Below are 19,045 nucleotides of genomic sequence, written 5' to 3'. Positions count from 1 at the left end.
TAATTCAAGGCAAACACTGCCAATACTAGGCTAGCTGCGGCCACCGACAGGTACGGGTTGCCACTCCCGGGCCAGGGCAACCCGGAAGGTTACGTTACGCACATGTGATACGCGGACAGCGAAAGTGACCCATCCTTGCCATGGATCTGCATCGAATGCTGGTTATATGGATATACAGAACTACTAAGGAGGCCGACATGACAACAGCAGTTGCAGACCGCACGCTGAACGCAGCTGACCGGTGCGATCGTTGCGGAGCCCAGGCGTATGTCCGCGTTGTACTCGAGTCCTCCGGTGGTGAACTGCTCTTCTGCGGCCACCACGCACGTGCAGTAGAAGCTACGCTTCGGCCCATGACTTCGGACTGGCACGATGAGACCGAGCGCCTCAACGAGAAGGCTCCCGTCCCCGTCGACTAAGGCAGGGCACACCGGCAAAGTCCGGAAAACCGTTTGAGCGCACAGGGCTCCTCCCGATCGGGAGGAGCCCTTTTGCGTTGTCCCCACCCAGGTTCAGACGCCGGGCGCGCCGCGGGCAAGAAAGCGGCCCAGCCGGAGATCCGACTGGGCCGCACACTGGGTGCATCGAACTGTTTAGTCCAGGTAGTCCCGGAGGACCTGTGAGCGGGAGGGGTGCCGCAACTTGGACATGGTCTTCGATTCGATCTGACGGATACGCTCGCGCGTCACTCCATAGACCTTGCCGATTTCGTCTAAAGTCTTCGGCTGGCCGTCGGTCAGGCCGAAGCGCATGGCCACGACGCCGGCTTCACGCTCGGAAAGGGTGTCCAGGACGGAATGCAGCTGCTCCTGGAGGAGGGTGAAGCTGACCGCGTCCGCGGGAACAACAGCTTCCGAGTCCTCGATCAGGTCACCGAACTCCGAGTCGCCGTCCTCACCCAACGGGGTGTGCAGGGAAATAGGCTCACGGCCGTACTTCTGGACTTCGACGACCTTCTCGGGCGTCATGTCCAGTTCCAACGCCAATTCTTCCGGCGTAGGTTCGCGGCCGAGGTCCTGGAGCATCTGCCGCTGGACACGGGCCAGCTTGTTGATGACTTCCACCATGTGCACCGGGATACGGATAGTGCGGGCCTGGTCAGCCATCGCGCGGGTGATGGCCTGGCGGATCCACCAGGTGGCGTAGGTGGAGAACTTGAAGCCCTTGGTGTAGTCGAACTTCTCCACGGCGCGGATGAGGCCCAGGTTGCCTTCCTGGATCAGGTCGAGGAAGAGCATGCCACGCCCGGTGTAGCGCTTGGCCAGCGAAACAACGAGTCGCAGGTTGGCCTCAAGGAGGTGGTTCTTGGCGCGCTTGCCGTCGTGGATCACGAATTCGAGTTCGCGCTTGAGCTTTGGGTCCATGGATCCGTCGTCAGCGTTGATCTTTTCTTCGGCGAAGAGTCCGGCTTCAATGCGGAGGGCGAGGTCGACTTCCTGCTCGGCATTCAGCAGGGCGACCTTACCGATCTGCTTCAGGTAGTCCTTGACGGGGTCGGCCGTAGCGCCGGCCGACATGACCTGCTGCACGGGAGCATCGTCATCATCGGCATCAGAGTAAACGAACCCCGAACCGGACGGAGCTGCCTTTTCCTTGGGGGCAGCGGCATCCTCTGCGTCGTCATCTCCGACTTCAACCTCTTCCGCTGCAGCGGGATCGAAGTCTTCGTCTTCGGCGTTGGCGTCCTCGGCGTCTGAGGACTGGTTCGCGGCTTCAGCGGCGGCCTTCGCGCCGGGCTTGGGTCCGCGCTTCTTGGGTGCAGGCTTGTCAGAGCCAACCTCTGAGGCTTTGTTGGCAGCACGCGTAGCGGCGCGCTTTGCCGATGTGGCCGCCTTCTTTTCCTCAGCGGACAGTTCGGCCAGGTCGGCGGGTTCCTTCTCGACGGAAGACGGGGTCACAGAAAACCTTTCTAGCGGCGGTCTGTGGAATCACCATACGGGCAACACCACTATGACCCTGTCAAGTCCGCGATCAATTTCAAATGTGATCGCCGCCTGCAGAGTCCTTATGTAGAACTCCCGACGACGCTGTTATGTTCCCGATCTCCGGGACACTTCAGGCATTCGAACGCGGACCCAACCGGGTCTCGGCATCCATTGTCTCACGATTTTGGAAAACCCACGCCTGATAAATGGTCAAGCACTACAGAGAAAGGTCACGCCGCCCCCGCCAGGCCGATTCAGGGCGCCGCGCCCACTCGCAAATGGCACCCTGCGCCAGAACGTCAGTGAGCAATTCTGCCAAGCGGTAGCCGGGACACGCTGACTCTGCGAGCTCCAGACTGGCATGGGCTATTGAGCCCCTGCCTTTGCACCAGGAAATCCAGCCTTGGATGGTCAAGGCTGCCGCAGCCACGGCACCGTTTTCCTCTTCGACGCACAGAGTCGACATAACCTGTTGCAGCGCGTGGAGCTGAGGCCAAAGGGGCACCTCTGGCCGCATTCCCAGGAGTACATCCCCATAGGTGTACACGTCCACCGCGCTCCACGACCCGGCCGATGACGCTTCGGACGCTGTGGCAGCAACGGCCGGCACCCCCACCTCGCACGGATCGAAGACGGGGTCTTCCCCGCCTTCATCATCGAAGAACCCGTATGCCGCGGCTCCGGACTTTGCCGACTCGATTCCGGCGGCTGCCATGACGATGACAGCGTCCCGCCACGCCGGGACCTTCAGTGTCATCCGCAGGAATCCTACAAGCCCGGCATCCTGTCCCGGGTGTAACGGATTACGTTCCCCTCGGGTGCTGATGACATGCTGCCAAACGGCCAGGACCGCATCCAAGCACCGCTCGCTGCGCCACAGGCTGAGCATCCGCTCACCGTAGTGCGTCTCCGCCTCAAGGACTCCCGCATCAAGGCTCCCGGGCCGGGCGAGGGACGACGTCCCTGGGCCCGCTCCCGGTGGTGGACCGACCATACTCCCCTGGTACACCAACTCTGCGCTCAGCCTGCTGTCCCTAATGCTGTCGACGGAGCGGCCGGGCACCGGGCAACAACCTGTATCAGTGCAGTAAGCGCTGCGCCAATAGTCCTTTCCCACCAACCACGCGTCCCGAACAGATAAATCCACCTCGTCAAGGCATTGGCGCAGCTCCTCGAGTAGCGGAACCATGGTGCGGACCACGGCACCGTCTGCCCAACCGGAATCGGAGTAGAGGGCCAGGAGAACGCCATCCGCTTCTTCGTCAGCGATCAGGTAGCTGCGGACCCGGTCGGCAAATCCGGCAAGGACCTGCGGCGTATGTCGGGCGGGAAGGTCGACGCGCAGTGTCGCGCCGAGAACCTTCCCCTGCATGGTGATCGCCACGAGGCTGTCTTCAGGCCAGTAGCCCAACATATGCGGAATGTAGCCGAGGACGTCTTCGGGTTGGCGGATGCTCAGGATCTTGTTGGTTGTCATGGCTCCAGCCTGCGCAGGCCAGGCCGGCGGCACCAGAAACCTTTCGCCGTATGTGGAAAAGCTGTTGCCGCGGGTGCGCTAGGCCCGGTTCGTCCCGTCGCCCGCAGCTTCGGCGCGCTGGCTGCGTCGCCGCTCTATCCGTTCCCGGCGCTGCTTGGCGAGCGTAGCCACCAAGGGAGGCACGTGGATTCCCTGGGCTGCCATCTGCCGGCGGACCTTGCGCCGGGTCATCAGGATCAGGACCGTTCCAAGCCCAAGGAGCACGAACTGAACGCTGAGGGCGATGCGGAAGGACGCCAAGCCGTACAACTCACCACCGGAGAAGCCACTGGCGTTGAGCAGGTCCAGGACAAGGCCAATGAGGTAGATCGCGACGAGCGCCGCAATGAAGCCCCCGACGTTGACGATCCCTGTAGCCGTGCCGATCCGATGGGAAGGGTTGAAGGTGCGGGCGAAGTCGAATCCAATCATGGATCCAGGGCCACCAATGGCCAGCACAACCACGAGGATCACCAGGAGCCAGAGCGGAGCCCGTTCAGGCAGGGCCAGGACCGCAGCCCATGCCAGGGCCGTGGCGAGCGTAATCAGCAGGACCAGCGCAGATCGTCGCATGGGATGCTTGGCGACGAAGCGTCCGAAGCCCGGACCTGCCACGATGGCCGTAGCCACGAAGAGTGCCATCAACGCCGAAACCGTGCCAGCGTCCAGGCCTTGGGCGGAGAGCAGGAACGGGTAGCCCCAGGTCATCGCAAAGAGGTTTCCACTGAATTGCACGGTGAAGTGGCTCCAGAGCCCGAGCCGGGTGCCGGGCTGCTTCCAGGCACGCGACAGCGAGACACCGGTAGCCCTGAGCCCTTGACCTTCCGCCCGCGGCGGGTGCCCTGGAGGCGCGTCCCGCAGTAGTGCAAGCACAAGAACGACGGCGAGCACCGACATTGCGGCCAGCGTCAGGAACGCCGGCGTCCAACCGGCGGAATGCAGGAGCAGCGCGAAGGGAACGACGCTGAAGAGTTGTCCCAGTTGGCCGCACATCCCCGTGAGCTGGGTAACCAGCGGCACCTTGGCCGGGGCAAACCATAAGGGGACCAGGCGGATCACGGAGATGAAGGTCATGGCATCGCCTGCCCCTACCAGGACCCGGCCCAGGACCCCGCCGGGAACACTCTCAGCGAAAGCCAACTGCAACTGTCCCAAGCCCATGAGGACGGCACCACCGGCCACCATGGCACGGGAGCCGAACCGGTCCACGAGGACACCCACCGGGATCTGCAGGCCGGCGTAAACCAGCAACTGCAGCACCGTGAAGAATGAGATCGCAGCGGCACTGGCGTCAAAACGTTCCGTGGCTTCCAGGCCTGCGACACCAAAGGATGTGCGCTGCGCGACTGCCACGAGGTAGGCGAACACGCCGATTGTCCAGATGAGCCAGGCGCGGGGAGCATTCACCCCCCAATTATGCCTCCCACGACTTCAAAGCTGATTTATTGCGGCGAGTCTTTACGGGCCAGGTATGCCTCCACGGCCGCACCGATGTCCTCGGCGTTGGGCAGCTCGTCATTCTCGTCGGCCAGCAACGAACGGCGCACAATGCCTTCGGATTTCTCGTCGTACCGGGTCTCCAGGTTGGAGACCACCGCCTGCACCTCTTCGGAGGCCTGGATCTGCTCGGCGATCTGGCGGCCCACTTCGCGTCCCGCTTCACGCAGCCGGTCGGTGGGCAGCATCAAGGATGTTGCGGCACCCAGGTACTCCAACCCTGCCACGGCGGCTGGCGGGTACTCGGCTTCGGCAAGGTAATGCGGTACGTGGATGACGTAGCCTGCCACGTTCCGCTCCGCTTCAGTAAGTCGAAGCTCAAGGATGTGGCCAATTGCGGCGGGCACGTCGACGGTGGGCTTCCAGCTGGAGATGCCATCGATCAGTTCGGGCCGGTTTCCGTGCACCGTGACGCCAATCGGTCGCGTGTGCGGCACCGGCATGGGGATGGAATGTATCCACGTCACCAGGTTCACGTCCAGCTTCTCAACGATTCCGACGACGGCCCGGGAGAACCGCTCCCACTGAAGGTCCGGTTCAAAACCGGCCAGCAGCAGGAAGGGCTGGCCGAGGCCGTCGTTCAACTTGTACAGGCCGAGCTTCGGCGCCTGGTAGTCCTCAAGATGGTCTTCGATAAAGCTGATGTGCGGCCGCCGCGAGCGGTAGTCGATGAGCTGGTCGGCGTCGAACATGGCAACTACCTGGACGTCGTCTCCATCCAGGAGCTCGGCGTTGATCTGCCGGACCACGTGACCGGCATCGGCGAAGCCCGTGAAGCCCATGACCATGTCCAGGCCCCGGAGTTCAGGGCTGTGGAACGTCTCGATGTTGCTCGCATAGAGCGACTCGGGGTCCAGGAGGGAGCCGGATATCCGTTCAAACACGGCATGTTCCTTTCACGAAGACAAACTTCACGACAACGACAAATTTCAGGGTGGCCAGCTGTTGCCGGAGGTTGGGACCAGGGTCTCCCCCGCCCGGCAGCGGCACTCTTCTCTAGTTGTACAACGCACCACTTCGACCGGGCATTCCTGCCCCCGTTGTGCTGCAGCTCTCATTTAATTGCTGTCCAAAGCACCCGAGAGACTACGATCGAAACGGACCGGCGCCTGTGCGGCGCCGGCCCTGAAGACCAAGGCCGCCGTCGCAAGATGACGTGGGGCGACAACCGGGGCAGGCCGCCAAACATGCGGCCCCGCCATGCAATGCAGAGAGAAGTGAGGACAGATCCTCGTGGTCAAGACTACTGACATCATCCTGGGCATCATCGCCAAAGACCTGAAAAAGTCCCCCAGCGACGCCCTTGTGCTTGGCGTTGCGCAGGGAACGGACGGCCCGGTGCTGCTGTCCAACCCGTTGAGCGCCAAGGCGGCCGAGTCGGTAGCCGGCTCCCTGCAGCTGCTGGGGATCACAGGCGCCGCTGATCAGGTCCACCGGCTGCCGGGGCTCCCGGAATCAGGTTCGGAGATTCTGGTCCTGGCGGGCGTGGGCAAACTGCCCGACGGCGGCAGCCTCACCGAAGAAGCCCTGCGCCGCGCCGCCGGGTCTGCCGTCCGGCAGCTGGCCGGCGTCTCTTCGGTAACCCTCGCGTTCCCGACGACCACCGTCGCCGACGTCGCAGCACTGGCCGAAGGTGCAGCCCTGGGTGCCTACTCCTACACGGAGCACCGCTCCAGCAAGGACGGACTCAAGGCCCCGGTCGCCAAGGCCTTGATCTTCTCTGACGTGGATGCCAAGGAGGCACAGCCCGCACTGGACAGGGCCACCGTGCTGGCACGCGCAGTCAATGCCACCCGGACGCTGGTCAACCAGCCGCCCAGCCACCTGTATCCCGAGTCGTTTGCAGAGTCCGCCAAGGAACTCGCCAAGGGCCTCCCCGTGAAGGTAACGGTCTGGGACGAGAAGCGACTCGACAAGGAAGGCTTCGGCGGCATCATGGGCGTCGGCAAGGGGTCAACCCGCCAGCCGCGACTGGTCAAGGTCGAATACGCGCCCGCCAAGGCCACCAAAAAGATCGCCCTCGTCGGCAAGGGCATCACGTTCGATACCGGCGGCATCTCGATTAAGCCGGCCCTCGGAATGGGCGACATGAAGAGCGACATGGCCGGTGCCGCCGTCGTACTTAACGCAGTCCTGGCCATCGCCTCGCTTGGCCTTCCCATCAAGGCGACCGCGTGGCTCTGCATTGCGGAGAATATGCCGTCCGGTGCCGCGCAGCGGCCTGCCGACGTGCTGACGGTCTACGGCGGCAAGACGGTTGAAGTCCTTAACACTGACGCCGAAGGCCGTCTGGTGATGGCCGACGGCATCGTTGCTGCCAGCCTGGAACACCCGGACGCCATCATTGACGTGGCCACCCTCACCGGCGCGCAACTGATCGCTTTGGGCCTGCGTACTGCCGGGGTCATGGGCTCCGACTCCGTCACTGCAGCCCTTAAGTCAGCCGCTGACAGGGCCGGTGAGCTGGTTTGGCCCATGCCCCTGCCCGAAGAACTGCGGCCGAGCCTGGACTCACAGGTTGCGGACCTGGCCAACATCGGTGAACGCAACGGTGGCATGATGACCGCTGCGGTCTTCCTGCGCGAGTTCGTGGGCAAGAACGGCGACGGCCAGCAGATCCCGTGGGCCCACGTGGACATTGCCGGGCCGTCGTTCAACAACGGCAGCCCGTACGGCTACACCCCCAAGCAGGGCACCGGCTGCACCGTGCGGACCCTGGTTGCCTACGCCGAGGACCTCCTGGCGGTCTCCGCCTAGCAGCATTCCCTGCCCTCCGAGGGCGTGCGGGCCCCTGCGCATCCATGACCAGGGGCCCGCACAACCCCGGAATTATGCGGCGTGTAGGGCTGTGTCACAAGTGAACGTGAGTCTCGACACAAGCACACCACAAACGCCCGCGGAGGGTGGAGCATGGGTAGGTGGTTCGCTAAGGTGAACTCGGTAGTCACAAATGCAAGAGAACTTAGGTGCTGGCATAATCACGGCAGAACAAGTTCCAAAGACCAGATGGCACGCAGTCCCGTGTCATCACTCACGCGAGGGAGCGTTTTAGTGGCCGATCAGGCAACTGCGCAAGAATTCGACATCCTGGTACTCGGTGGCGGCAGCGGCGGCTACGCCACTGCCCTGCGGGCCGTGCAGCTTGGGTTCACCGTTGGCCTTGTGGAAAAGGCAAAGCTCGGCGGGACCTGCCTGCACAACGGCTGTATTCCCACCAAGGCCCTCCTGCACTCGGCCGAACTGGCCGACCATGCACGCGATTCCGCCAAGTATGGCGTTAACGTCACGCTGGACAGCATCGACATGCCGGCCGTCAACGCCTACAAGGACGGCATCATTGCCGGAAAGTACAAGGGCCTCCAGGGACTCATCAAGTCCAAGGGCATCACCGTCATCGAAGGTGAAGGCAAGCTCCAGGGCAACAACACCGTCGTCGTGAACGGCACGTCCTACACGGGCAAGAACATCGTCCTTGCCACGGGTTCCTACTCCCGTTCACTGCCTGGCCTCGAAATCGGCGGCAAGGTCATCACCTCGGACCAGGCCCTCACCATGGATTACATCCCCAAGAGCGCCATCGTCCTGGGCGGCGGCGTCATCGGCGTCGAATTCGCTTCCGTCTGGAAGTCCTTCGGCGTTGACGTCACCATCATCGAAGGCCTCCCCTCCTTGGTTCCCAACGAGGACGCCTCAATCGTCAAGAACCTCGAGCGCGCCTTCAAGAAGCGCGGCATCAAGTTCACCACCGGGATCTTCTTCCAAGGCGTCGAGCAGAACGACGACGGCGTCAAGGTCACCTTGGTTGACGGCCAGACGTTCGAAGCCGATCTCCTGCTCGTAGCAGTCGGCCGCGGTCCCGTGACCGCAAACCTGGGCTACGAAGAAGCCGGCATCACCATCGACCGTGGCTTCGTCATCACCAACGAGCGTCTCCACACCGGCGTTGGCAACATCTACGCCGTGGGCGACATCGTCCCGGGCGTCCAGCTTGCACACCGCGGCTACCAGCAGGGCATCTTTGTCGCCGAGGAAATCGCCGGTCTCAACCCGGCCATCGTCGAGGACATCAACATCCCCAAGGTCACGTACTGCGAGCCTGAAATCGCCACCGTCGGCTACACCGAAAAGGCCGCCAAGGCCAAGTTCGGCGACGACCAGGTGCAGACCCAGGAATACAACCTTGCCGGCAACGGCAAGAGCTCCATCCTTGGTACCGGTGGCATCGTCAAGCTCGTCCGCCAGAAGGACGGCCCCGTAGTTGGCATCCACATGATCGGTTCGCGCATTGGTGAGCAGATCGGTGAGGCCCAGCTGATCGTGAACTGGGAAGCCTACCCGGAGGATGTGGCCCAGTTGGTCCACGCCCACCCCACCCAGAACGAAGCACTGGGCGAAGCCCACCTCGCCCTCGCGGGCAAGCCGCTCCACGGCTAAGTCTTTACCCAAGACAAACGGGTCGGGTGCATGCGGCGGAACCAGCCGGATGCACCCGACCCGGACCAGCAGAATTCATCCGCACAAAGATCAATAAGGAGAACGGGGACGACATGTCTGAATCCGTTAACTTGCCCGCCCTCGGTGAGAGTGTCACCGAAGGAACCGTCACCCGCTGGCTCAAGCAGGTTGGTGACCGGGTGGAGATCGACGAGCCGTTGCTCGAGGTTTCAACCGACAAAGTAGACACCGAAATCCCTTCTCCGATCTCAGGCGTCATCGAAGAAATCCTCGTCGCTGAAGACGAGACGGCCGAAGTTGGCGCCCCCTTGGTCCGCATCGGCGACGGCTCAGGCTCTGCTGCCGACGCCGCGCCGGCCCAGGAGGCTCCGGCTGCGCCCGCAGAGGAAGCACCCGCTGCACCTGCGCCCGCAGAAGAGGCTCCCGCAGCGCCTGCTGCCGAAGCTCCCGCAGCCTCCGGCGGCGAAGGCCACGAAGTAACCCTCCCGGCCCTCGGCGAAAGCGTCACCGAAGGAACTGTGACGCGCTGGCTCAAGGCCGTGGGCGACACCGTTGAGGTTGACGAACCACTCCTCGAGGTTTCCACCGACAAGGTCGACACCGAGATCCCCTCCCCCGTTGCCGGCACCCTTCAGGAGATCCGCGTCAACGAAGACGAGACTGCTGAAGTCGGCTCTGTCCTGGCCGTCATCGGCTCGGGCGCGGCACCTGCGGCGGCTCCGGCCGCGGCACCTGCGCCTGCTGCCGAGAAGCCCGCTGAGGCACCGGCTGCCCCCGCCGCTGCGCCTGCACCGGCTGCACCGGCTCCCGCTGCTGCGCCGGCACCTGCTGCACCGGCTCCCGCTGCTGCACAGGCACCGGCCGCCGCACCCGCCAGTGACACGTCTGCCTCGGAGTCCGGCTACGTCACTCCCCTGGTCCGCAAGCTTGCCAACCAGCACGGCGTAGACATCACCTCCGTTGCCGGCACCGGCGTCGGTGGCCGCATCCGCAAGCAGGACGTCCTTGCTGCCGCTGAAGCCAAGCAGGCTGCAGCTGCACCGGCAGCCCCGGCCCCCGCTGCAGCGCCCGCTGCCAAGTCGGCTGCGCCGGTCGTGGCTTCGTCCCTGCGTGGCACCACGGAGAAGGCCCCGCGTATCCGCCAGGTCATCGCCCGCCGCATGCGCGAGTCCCTTGAGGTCTCCACCCAGCTGACCCAGGTGCACGAGGTCGACATGACCAAGATCGCCAAGCTCCGCCTCAAGGCCAAGAACTCGTTCCAGGCCCAGAACGGTGTCAAGCTGACCTTCCTGCCGTTCATCGCCAAGGCAGTTGCCGAGGCCCTGAAGCAGCACCCCAAGCTGAACGCTGCGTACGATGAGTCCAAGCAGGAAATCACGTACCACAACGCCGAGCACCTGGCGATCGCCGTCGACACTGACAAGGGCCTCCTGGTCCCCGTCATTTCCGACGCAGGCAACCTCAACCTTGCTGGCCTGGCCGGCAAGATCGCCGACGTCGCGGGCCGTACCCGTGATGGCAAGATCGGTCCGGACGAACTGTCCGGCGGTACGTTCAGCATCACCAACATCGGTTCCGTTGGTGCACTGTTCGACACCCCGATCATCAACCAGCCGCAGGTTGGCATCCTGGGCACCGGCGCGATCGTCAAGCGCGCCGTTGTGGTTGCCGATGAGAACGGCGACGACTCGATTGCCATCCGCTCCATGATGTACCTGTCGCTGACGTACGACCACCGTCTGGTGGACGGTGCCGACGCCGGCCGCTTCCTGCAGACCCTCAAGGCCCGCCTTGAGGAAGGTGCTTTCGAAGCGGACCTGGGTCTCTAGGATCACGAACCCGTAAGCACTGCGGAACTGAAAGGGCAGGTTGCCGGATATCGGGCAACCTGCCCTTTTGCTTTAACCACCTGCGCGTGGCTTTGCTACGCGACGTAGAACCCTCTGGATAAGCTGGAGCCATGAGTATTCTGTTCAGCATTCTGGTGTTCTTCCACATTGTCGGCGCAGCCATGATCGTGGGTTACTGGATCGCGACCCTCCGGGAGCCCACGGTCCACCCCCGCCAGCGCGACGGCGCGTTCCTCCAGCTCCTGACGGGCATTGCCATGATGGGCGTCCTGCCGATGCTTCCCAACGCCGATCCCAACTACTTCAAGCTGGGCGTCAAGTTCGCCATCGCAGTGGCTGTAGCGGTCCTCGCCGTCATTGGCTCCCGCAAGGTCAAGAACGGCGAACCGGTGTCCACCGGCCTGGCACACAGCGTGGGTGGCCTGGCCCTGGTGAACATCGCCATCGCCACTCTCTGGAACTGAACCGGATTCGATCCGCGGTAGCTTTCCCGTAGAAAGCACTGCCGTCCCGTCCTGCAAGCCTGCAGGGCGGGACGGCTGCTGCGTTAAGAGGTAGGGACGCTGACGCAGCCACGCTGGTTACCGGCGCTGGCTACTCCTGGGCAATGCAGAATTCGTTACCCTCGGGGTCACGCATCACGTCCCAATGGAAATCTGCAATATCGTGGCCCTCGACAAAAGTAGCCCCCAGCGACTCGGCCTTCACCCGCAAAGCCGCGGCGTCGGCGTCGTGCAGGTCCAGGTGGAGGCGACGTCGGCCCTCCGTTGGTGCTGCGACTTGTTGAAAAGCCAACTGCGGCAGGCCAGGCTCCGTGGAACGCAACCATATGAATCCCTCATGCTCCGCGGCTATGGGCATCTCCAACAGGTCCGACCAAAAAGCGGCAAGGCGGGAAGGGTCCACCGCGTTAACCATGATCGAAGCTATTCTCGGGGCACGGCGTTGGGCGCCGGATGATTTTTCCTGTGTGTCCATTCGGCCAGTCTAGGGGTCACAATCCACTGTCAGCAGAATGGCCGTGCAGTCCTGCCGCCAAATCCCTAGGATTGATCCCGGTGGCACCGGCCCATGCTGGTTGCCGACTCACAACGACCCCAAGGAGTGGACATGGCAGCAACACGTACCGCACACACGGTTTGGAACGGCACCCTCATCGAAGGCGCCGGCAACACCACGCTGGACAGCTCAGGCCTGGGCACCTTCGATGTCACCTGGAAGGCACGCACCGAGCAGTCCGGCGGCAAGACCAGCCCTGAAGAACTCATCGCCGCAGCCCACTCCGCTTGCTTCTCCATGGCTTTCAGCCACGCCTTGGCCGGAGAGGGATTCACCGCGGAAGAGGTCAACACCAAGGCTGATGTAACTTTCGTCCCGGGTACCGGTATCACCGGAAGCCACCTCACCATGACGGCAAAGGTTCCCGGCCTCTCGGAAGAGGACTTCCGCCGCATCTCCGAAGACGCAAAGACCGGCTGCCCCGTATCCGGCGCCCTGGCAAGCATCGAGATCACCTTGGATGCCACCCTCGCCGCTTAGGCTTCCCCTCAGCACCAGATACGTGAAAGAGCCCCGCCGCTTCCTTGCGAAGCGGCGGGGCTCTTCCATGCTCGGGGATGCGCGCTAGCTTTGCGGACGCGACGGCAACGGCGCCGGACGCACCTTCCGGTAACCTTCACGCAGCGGAGGCCGATCGGTGGGCAATTCCTGGATCATTTCCTTGAGCGCCCCGATGCCGTATTCCAGCTGCGGATCCGTACCGGCCGCGTAGGCGTGCGGCGGGAAGAGGACCTCAATGTCGGGCTCCACTCCGCGGTTCTCCACGTCCCACCCGATGCCCCCGTTGAACCACGTGGCGTACCGCGGCTGCGTGACGCCCGTTCCGTCTGCCAAGGCGAACCGGTTGTCAATGCCCACGACGCCGCCCCAGGTCCGGGTGCCAATAACAGGGCCAATGCCGCGCAGCTTCGAGACCTGCGTGATGATGTCGCCATCGGACCCGGCAAATTCGTCGGTGAGGATGATGACCGGTCCCCGCGGGGCGTGATCAGGGTAGGTTCGGGGCTTTTCACCGCGTGGCATGCTCCATCCCGTGACCTTGCGTCCGATGAGTTCGGCCACCAGCTGGGAGGTGTGGCCCCCACGGTTGCGCCTTACGTCGACGATCAGGCCGTCCAACGCGGTTTCCGTATCAAGGTCCCGGTGGAGCTGCGCCCAGCCATTGGCCATCATGTCCGGGACGTGAAGATAGCCGAACTTGCCGTTGGATGCCTCCCGGACAGTCCGCCTGTTGGCACGGACCCAGTCCTGGTAGCGCAGCCTTTCCTCGTCGCGCACCGGAACCACCGCCACCCGGCGCTGCTGTCCGGCTGCTTCGCCGTGGCCGGCGCCGTTCAACAGCGTCAGTTCCACAGTTCGGCCCGCCGCACCCACCAGCTGCATGGCTGGAGTCAGTACAGCGGAAAGTTCGACGCCGTCGATCGCCAAGAGCACGTCGCCCACCTTCGCGTCCGCGCCGGGACGCGTCAACGGCGAAGTAGCCAGCGGATCGGAGGACTCCCCTGCAAGGATCCTGGTAATCTCCCAGCCCTTCGTGCCGAGCTGCAATTCGGCACCGAGCCGGCCCTGTCCATTCCGTCCGGCCTCCGTGACCGCTGCCGGCTTCACATAGGCGTGGGACGTGCCGAGCTCACCATGGATCTCCCACAACAGGTCAACAAGGTCGTCGTGGGTACCGAGCCGGTCCACGATCGGGCGGTAAAGCTTGTACACCGAATCCCAATCCTGCCCGGCCATGTCTGCGGTCCAGAAGAAATCGCGCTGCAACCTCCAGGCCTCCTCAAATGCCTGGCCCCAGGCAGCAACGGGGTCCAGGATGACACGGATCCTGTTGAGCTCCACCTTGACCAGCTCGGCGGAATCGTCGTCCACTTTGCTGTCCGCAGGCACTGATGTGACCTGCTTGTCCAGGACATAGACGATGCGGCTCAAGTCCCCGGACAAGCGGTAGCTGTCCACTGCCTTGACGAGGGTGGCCTGCTTACGCTTGCCGAGGTCGTAACGCACCAGGGACGGCGCCGTCTTCTTGTCCTGCAGTGTTCCCTTGCCCTCACCTGTGACACCCGTGAGCTCAGTGTCCAACCACAACAGTGCACCGTCCGCGGCGGAAAGGTCCGAATAGTTGCCTTGCGGAACCGGGACGGTGATAACGCGGTGCGCCAGCCCGTCGGCGTCGACGCGAACGGTGGCGACAGCGCCGTCGTCGGACTTCTCCTGGGTGGGGACCTCATCCTCAAGCGTGTCAATCGAGGGTCCAAACGGCGACGGCGTGTCTGCCGCCAGCGCCACCAGGTACGGCTTGATGGGGCTCGGGAAGGACAAATCGAAGGAGTGGCCGTCGTAGACGGGGTCAAAACTCCGGTTGGACAGGAACGCGAGGAACTTTCCGTCCGGCGTAAACCGCGGCGAGGTATCGCAGAAGCGGCCATCCGTGACATCCACGATTGCGGACTCCTTCCCGCCGGGGCGGGTCATCCTGAGCTTGCTCCGCGACCCGAACGAAGTCACCGGTTCGGACCACGCAAGCCATTCCGAATCGGCAGACCACGACAACTCATCAATGCTCCCCTCTCCGACGCTCACGAGACGTGTCAGCGCCCCGGTGGAGGTATCGGCAACGAAGACGTCACCAAACGATGTGCCTACAGCAAGCCAGCGGCCGTCCGGGCTGGCCTCCTGCGCACTTGTCCGGGTCAGGGCCGGAAATTCGATCCGGAGCTGCGCGGTGTTTTCCGCAGCTGGGGCTGCCGGCGATTCCATACCGCCCACGGTGTCCGCGGACTGGCCCGCACTGGCGTCATCGCCGGCGTTGCCCGTTGCTCCAACGGTGGCCACCCCGTGGGCGCCCTGTTCGACTCCCGCAGCAACTTTGTCCTGCCCCAGGACGTTGGACGCCGATACCGGCTTCGGCAACGGGTCGGCGTCGTTTGTGGGCTTGGGCTGCTCAACGGCCGCCTTGGGCACTTCGACTGCAGCCGACAGAGGTGTGGCAATGCGCTTGATGTACAGCGCCTCCACTCCACCGTGATCTGCGACGTAAGCGATCCGTCCCTCTGTCAGCGGACGAGGTAAACGGGCACGGACACCGGGAGTAGCCTCAACCACACGCGAGGGACCGTCCTTGTGCCGAAGCCAATGTACGGTGCCGTGCGATTCCACGGCGCTGGCAGTTCCGGTCAGGTTCGGCACAACATCGCCAAGGTGGGCGGACACTTTCAGGGGCGCCGCGCGGCGTGCCGGGGACGCCGAACCCAGGCTGATGTCCAGCTTTGTGGCCTGGACATCAGCGTCGAGCGACGGAAGAATCCACAACTCGCCAGCGGATTCGAAGACAACCCGCTGGCCATCGGTACTGGCATGGCGGACATAGAAATCCTCGTGATCGGTGTGCCGCCGCAGTCCTGAACCATCAGGCAAAACCGAGTACAGATTTCCGTACCCCTCATGGTCTGAGAGGAAGGCAATGCGGCCCTGGATCCACAGAGGGTCCGTCAGGTTGCCTTCGATCTCCGGAAGCAGCCGTTCGAATTCTCCGTTGCCGTCGGCGTCGATCCATAGCTTGCCCGCCGTGCCGCCGCGGTACCGCTTCCACCAAGCCGGCTCGCGGGACAGCACGCTGGCCAGTACCACTGGCTTCTCGTCACCGACCTCGGGCCCATAGGCAACGGCCTCGACCGGTCCGAAAGGAAGTTCGACGGCGGAGCCGCCGTCCAGCGGAAGGCTGTAGGCGTACGTGTGGCGGCTTTCGGACTGCTGAAACGCAGTGGTGACAATGACATGGCCCGAGGGGGTGAACCCCTTGACCTTGGTGGTGCTGTGCCCGAAGTAGCTGAGCTGCCTGTACCCTCCGCCGTCGACATCCGCCGTCACCACTTCCGGTGACGTTCCGACGATAACCGTCCACACCAGCCGCTGGCCGTCCGGGGTAAACCGCGGGTTCCGTGCAGGCAATTGCTGGGAGGAAACCCGCCAGGCGCGGCCGCCGGAAAGGGGCGCGACCCAGATGTCGTCTTCGGCCACGAAGGTGACCAGATCGCCGTGCACATGCGGGAAACGGAGGTAGCTGGAGGAGGTCATTGTTCGATCATAGTCAAGACCCACCCGACGTCCCGGGCATCGACGGGCGTTTCCCCCGCGTGCCTTCGCCATGGTGAGATGGGTCATGCGAATCGTGATGTCCGGAGCGTCGGGAATGATCGGGACGGCCCTGTCGGAGCAACTGGCCAGCCAGGGCCACGACGTCGTCCGGCTGGTCCGCCGGCCTGCCAGGAATGCAGCGGAGTGGGCCTGGAACCCCGCCGCTGGAGAGCTGGACGAAAAAGTGTTCCAGGGCGTCGATGCCGTGGTGAACCTCTCCGGGGCCGGCATAGGTGACCGCCCGTGGACGAAGAAGCGAATCCAGGTGCTTCGGGATTCACGCCTCCAGCCCACCCGCACCCTGACTGAGGCCATGGGGCGGCTAAGCGAACCGCCATCGGTATTCATCAGCCAATCCGCGTCCGGCTACTACGGCGCAACGACAGATGGCCCACTCCGGGAGGACTCGGGCCCCGGCGGAGGCGTCCTAGGCCCCCTCTGCGTGGAGTGGGAGCGGACTGCGAGGACCGCGCCGCCGGGCGTGCGCGTAGTAACGCCGAGGACCGGCGTGGTTCTCAGCCTGTCAGGTGGAGCCCTGGGGCCACTGCTCCCCCTCCTGAAGCTCGGGCTCGGAGGCCCCTTTGGCAACGGACGCCAATACTGGCCGTGGATCACGCTGGCCGATGAAGCTGCCGCGTTGGCGTACCTTTTGACGGCCGACATCGACGGACCGGTGAATGTCTGCGCTCCCGAAAGCGCTGATGTGAACACCATTGTGTCCCACCTGGCAAAAGCGTTCCACAGGCCGGCGTTTTGCCGGGTCCCCCGTCCGGCGCTTCGGCTGGTCCTCGGAAAGCTGGCGGACGAACTCGTGCTGGCGAACCAAAGGATGGACGCCGGACGCCTGGCGGACGCCGGCTTCATGTGGCAGCACCCCTCGCTTCCTCAAGCGATGGAATGGCTGACATCGGCAAAGGACCACTAGGGACTTCAGCAAGCTCAGCCCGTGGTGCCGGCCAGGATCTCTACGATCTGCCATCGCCCGTCGCGACGCTCCAGATGCAGCCGGAGATGCTGCGGCGTCCCCGCCGGCTCTGAACGGACCACCGAACCTGAGGAGAGTCGCTCCTCATAGGCCGACGTAGCGGCTACGAGCCCCACCATTGCGTGGTCGGGCTGAGGGGGTTCCTCGATGGTCACCGCCGTCACGGTGGTGGCGAGTCCGGCAAACACCGTGCCGGCTGTTCGAAGGTGGTCCCCCACTTGGTGGTCGGCGGCTTCGGCCGGTGATCCCGGTGCGTTGATCACAGCCAGCAGCTCCACAGGGCCTTCACGCAACGCCACATCCCGCACAGTCGCCAACGCCGGCACAACGACCGCCAGGTCATCGGACCGAAGCTCCTGTTTGAGGCCTTCCTGGAGGCGGGATGACTCCAGAATGTCCGCCGTCAGGCCCTCACTGGACGCGCGAGCACCGTTCCCCACTCCGGACGGCGTCGCCGATGGCTTCCCCTGCGCCCACAGGCCCCACGCAGCGGCACCGACGAGGACTCCGATCCCGAGAACCACGGCTGCCCGTACGCGCCCCATGTTTTTGCGTGGCTTGGGCGTCCGCCGTGGCCGGGGTGTCGCAGCCTTTACCAACCGTCGGGGCGAGTGCAGCTTCCCGAACTTCCGGGCACGCTGGCGTGGTTTTCGATCCAGCGCCTGCCGCCGGGTCAGCAATTCCGGAATGACGGACGCGTGCACCGCCCCTGCCAGGTCCACTCCTTGCGGGGCTGCACTGCGGAAAATCGCCGTCGAAAATTCCCTAGCGGATGGCCGCATCCGGGGGTCCGGATCCAAAGCGGCCTCCAACGCGCCGGCGATGGACCGGGGAACATCGTCGGCTACAAATGACAAAGGCGGTCGGTCCGCTGCCTGTTCGGGGACCGAGCCCGTCAGGCAGAACCATCCGACAGCCGCAAGGGAATACACGTCGCGTTCCGGCCGCAATGCCCCCTCGTCGTGGCCCTCGGAAACGACGCCCACAGGGTCGATGAAACCAGGCGTACCCACGTCCAGGCTGTTTTGGGCGTCGCCCACCCTGGACGTGATCCCGAAATCTGCCAGCAGCGGCATTCCTTCGGCCGTGAACAAAACGTTTCCCGGCGAGACGTCCCCGTGCACCAGTCCCTGGGAGTGGAGGTAGTCCAAGGCTTGGGCAAGGGGCCCCAGAACAGTTACAACCTCCCCCACCCGGAGCCGGCCCCGACCGGACAGCAGGTTCGCCAACGAGCCCCCCGCGGCATAGTCCATGACAATTCCTTGGGCTCCATGTCCATCGATCTCGAACTGGACGACGTCGTGAATGCCAACCAGGTGCTTGTGTTTTACCCCAAACAAGATGCCGGCCTCGCGGGAAACGCCGCCATCAATCCCCTGCGCCTCCGCGGGACCATGGGCGGCCACCGTGACGCATTTGATGGCGAACCGCTCTCCGTCTCCGTTTCTCCTCGCCAGCCACACCGTGGAGCTCGCGCCCGTGCCCAGTTGACGGCTGATCCGATACCCCGGCAGGTTGGGAGGCATATCAGCAGAATCGAGAGTTTCCATGGATAAGGTCTACCGGAGACCCGGGATCGGTGCAGAAGTTATCCACAGGGCCACCTTCGTCACTGTCCAAT

At 63.9% G+C, this 19,045-nt stretch carries 14 protein-coding genes; 7 read left to right on the top strand and 7 right to left on the bottom strand.

Annotation, left to right across the window (positions count from 1 at the left end; translation table 11 throughout):
• The first annotated feature begins 197 nt into the window (after positions 1-197).
• Positions 198-419 carry a hypothetical protein gene (locus LRQ04_RS12475; RefSeq protein ID WP_018778705.1) on the top strand — a complete coding sequence of 74 codons (222 nt, stop codon included), beginning with the start codon at positions 198-200 and terminating at the stop codon, positions 417-419.
• A gap of 174 nt (positions 420-593) precedes the next feature.
• Here the strand turns inward: LRQ04_RS12475 and LRQ04_RS12470 are convergent, their stop codons facing one another.
• From LRQ04_RS12470 to LRQ04_RS12455, 4 genes are all read right to left on the bottom strand, one after another.
• Positions 594-1,898 (bottom strand): RNA polymerase sigma factor, encoded by a 1,305-nt coding sequence (locus LRQ04_RS12470; protein WP_235520476.1) that lies wholly within the window; start codon positions 1,896-1,898, stop codon positions 594-596.
• A 244-nt stretch (positions 1,899-2,142) separates the two neighbouring features.
• Complete coding sequence (locus LRQ04_RS12465; RefSeq protein ID WP_235520475.1) at positions 2,143-3,402, bottom strand: DUF4192 domain-containing protein; 1,260 nt, start codon at positions 3,400-3,402, stop codon at positions 2,143-2,145.
• A 78-nt stretch (positions 3,403-3,480) separates the two neighbouring features.
• Positions 3,481-4,848 (bottom strand): nitrate/nitrite transporter, encoded by a 1,368-nt coding sequence (locus LRQ04_RS12460; RefSeq protein WP_235520474.1) that lies wholly within the window; start codon positions 4,846-4,848, stop codon positions 3,481-3,483.
• Positions 4,849-4,883: 35 nt separating this feature from the next.
• Positions 4,884-5,822, bottom strand: a complete 939-nt coding sequence (locus LRQ04_RS12455; RefSeq protein ID WP_235520473.1) for a proteasome assembly chaperone family protein — start codon at positions 5,820-5,822, stop codon at positions 4,884-4,886.
• Positions 5,823-6,171: 349 nt separating this feature from the next.
• On the opposite strand from LRQ04_RS12455, the gene LRQ04_RS12450 reads away from it, so the two are divergent.
• The 4 genes from LRQ04_RS12450 (at position 6,172) to LRQ04_RS12435 (ending at position 11,707) form a co-directional block, all read left to right on the top strand.
• A complete protein-coding gene (locus tag LRQ04_RS12450) occupies positions 6,172-7,695 on the top strand; it encodes a leucyl aminopeptidase (RefSeq protein ID WP_235520472.1) in 1,524 nt (507 codons plus the stop codon).
• Between the two features lie 294 nt (positions 7,696-7,989).
• Positions 7,990-9,372 (top strand): dihydrolipoyl dehydrogenase, encoded by a 1,383-nt coding sequence (lpdA, locus tag LRQ04_RS12445; RefSeq protein WP_235520471.1) that lies wholly within the window; start codon positions 7,990-7,992, stop codon positions 9,370-9,372.
• 113 nt (positions 9,373-9,485) lie between these two features.
• The gene (gene sucB, locus LRQ04_RS12440; protein WP_235520470.1) at positions 9,486-11,222 is read left to right on the top strand and encodes a 2-oxoglutarate dehydrogenase, E2 component, dihydrolipoamide succinyltransferase; all 1,737 of its coding nucleotides are present in this window, start codon (positions 9,486-9,488) and stop codon (positions 11,220-11,222) included.
• Between the two features lie 131 nt (positions 11,223-11,353).
• The gene (locus LRQ04_RS12435; RefSeq protein WP_235520469.1) at positions 11,354-11,707 is read left to right on the top strand and encodes a hypothetical protein; all 354 of its coding nucleotides are present in this window, start codon (positions 11,354-11,356) and stop codon (positions 11,705-11,707) included.
• Between the two features lie 130 nt (positions 11,708-11,837).
• Here LRQ04_RS12435 and LRQ04_RS12430 read toward each other — a convergent pair whose 3' ends face one another.
• Complete coding sequence (locus LRQ04_RS12430) at positions 11,838-12,221, bottom strand: VOC family protein (RefSeq protein ID WP_235520468.1); 384 nt, start codon at positions 12,219-12,221, stop codon at positions 11,838-11,840.
• A gap of 132 nt (positions 12,222-12,353) precedes the next feature.
• Here LRQ04_RS12430 and LRQ04_RS12425 point away from each other — a divergent pair, with 132 nt between their 5' ends.
• Positions 12,354-12,782, top strand: coding sequence for an OsmC family protein (locus tag LRQ04_RS12425; RefSeq protein WP_235520467.1), 429 nt, complete (start codon positions 12,354-12,356; stop codon positions 12,780-12,782).
• 84 nt (positions 12,783-12,866) lie between these two features.
• Here LRQ04_RS12425 and LRQ04_RS12420 read toward each other — a convergent pair whose 3' ends face one another.
• Positions 12,867-16,379 (bottom strand): S41 family peptidase, encoded by a 3,513-nt coding sequence (locus tag LRQ04_RS12420; protein ID WP_235520466.1) that lies wholly within the window; start codon positions 16,377-16,379, stop codon positions 12,867-12,869.
• Positions 16,380-16,464: 85 nt separating this feature from the next.
• Between LRQ04_RS12420 and LRQ04_RS12415 the strand changes: the two genes are divergently transcribed.
• On the top strand, positions 16,465-17,364 hold the full coding sequence (locus LRQ04_RS12415; RefSeq protein ID WP_235520465.1) for a TIGR01777 family oxidoreductase: 900 nt from the start codon (positions 16,465-16,467) through the stop codon (positions 17,362-17,364).
• 14 nt (positions 17,365-17,378) lie between these two features.
• On the opposite strand, the gene LRQ04_RS12410 is transcribed toward LRQ04_RS12415, so the two are convergent.
• Positions 17,379-18,974 carry a serine/threonine-protein kinase gene (locus LRQ04_RS12410; RefSeq protein ID WP_235520464.1) on the bottom strand — a complete coding sequence of 532 codons (1,596 nt, stop codon included), beginning with the start codon at positions 18,972-18,974 and terminating at the stop codon, positions 17,379-17,381.
• Positions 18,975-19,045: the final 71 nt, after the last annotated feature.

The organism is Paenarthrobacter sp. AR 02 (assembly GCF_021538675.1).
Classification (GTDB): Bacteria; Actinomycetota; Actinomycetes; order Actinomycetales; family Micrococcaceae; genus Arthrobacter.
This window is presented reverse-complemented; position numbering and strand designations above follow the sequence as displayed.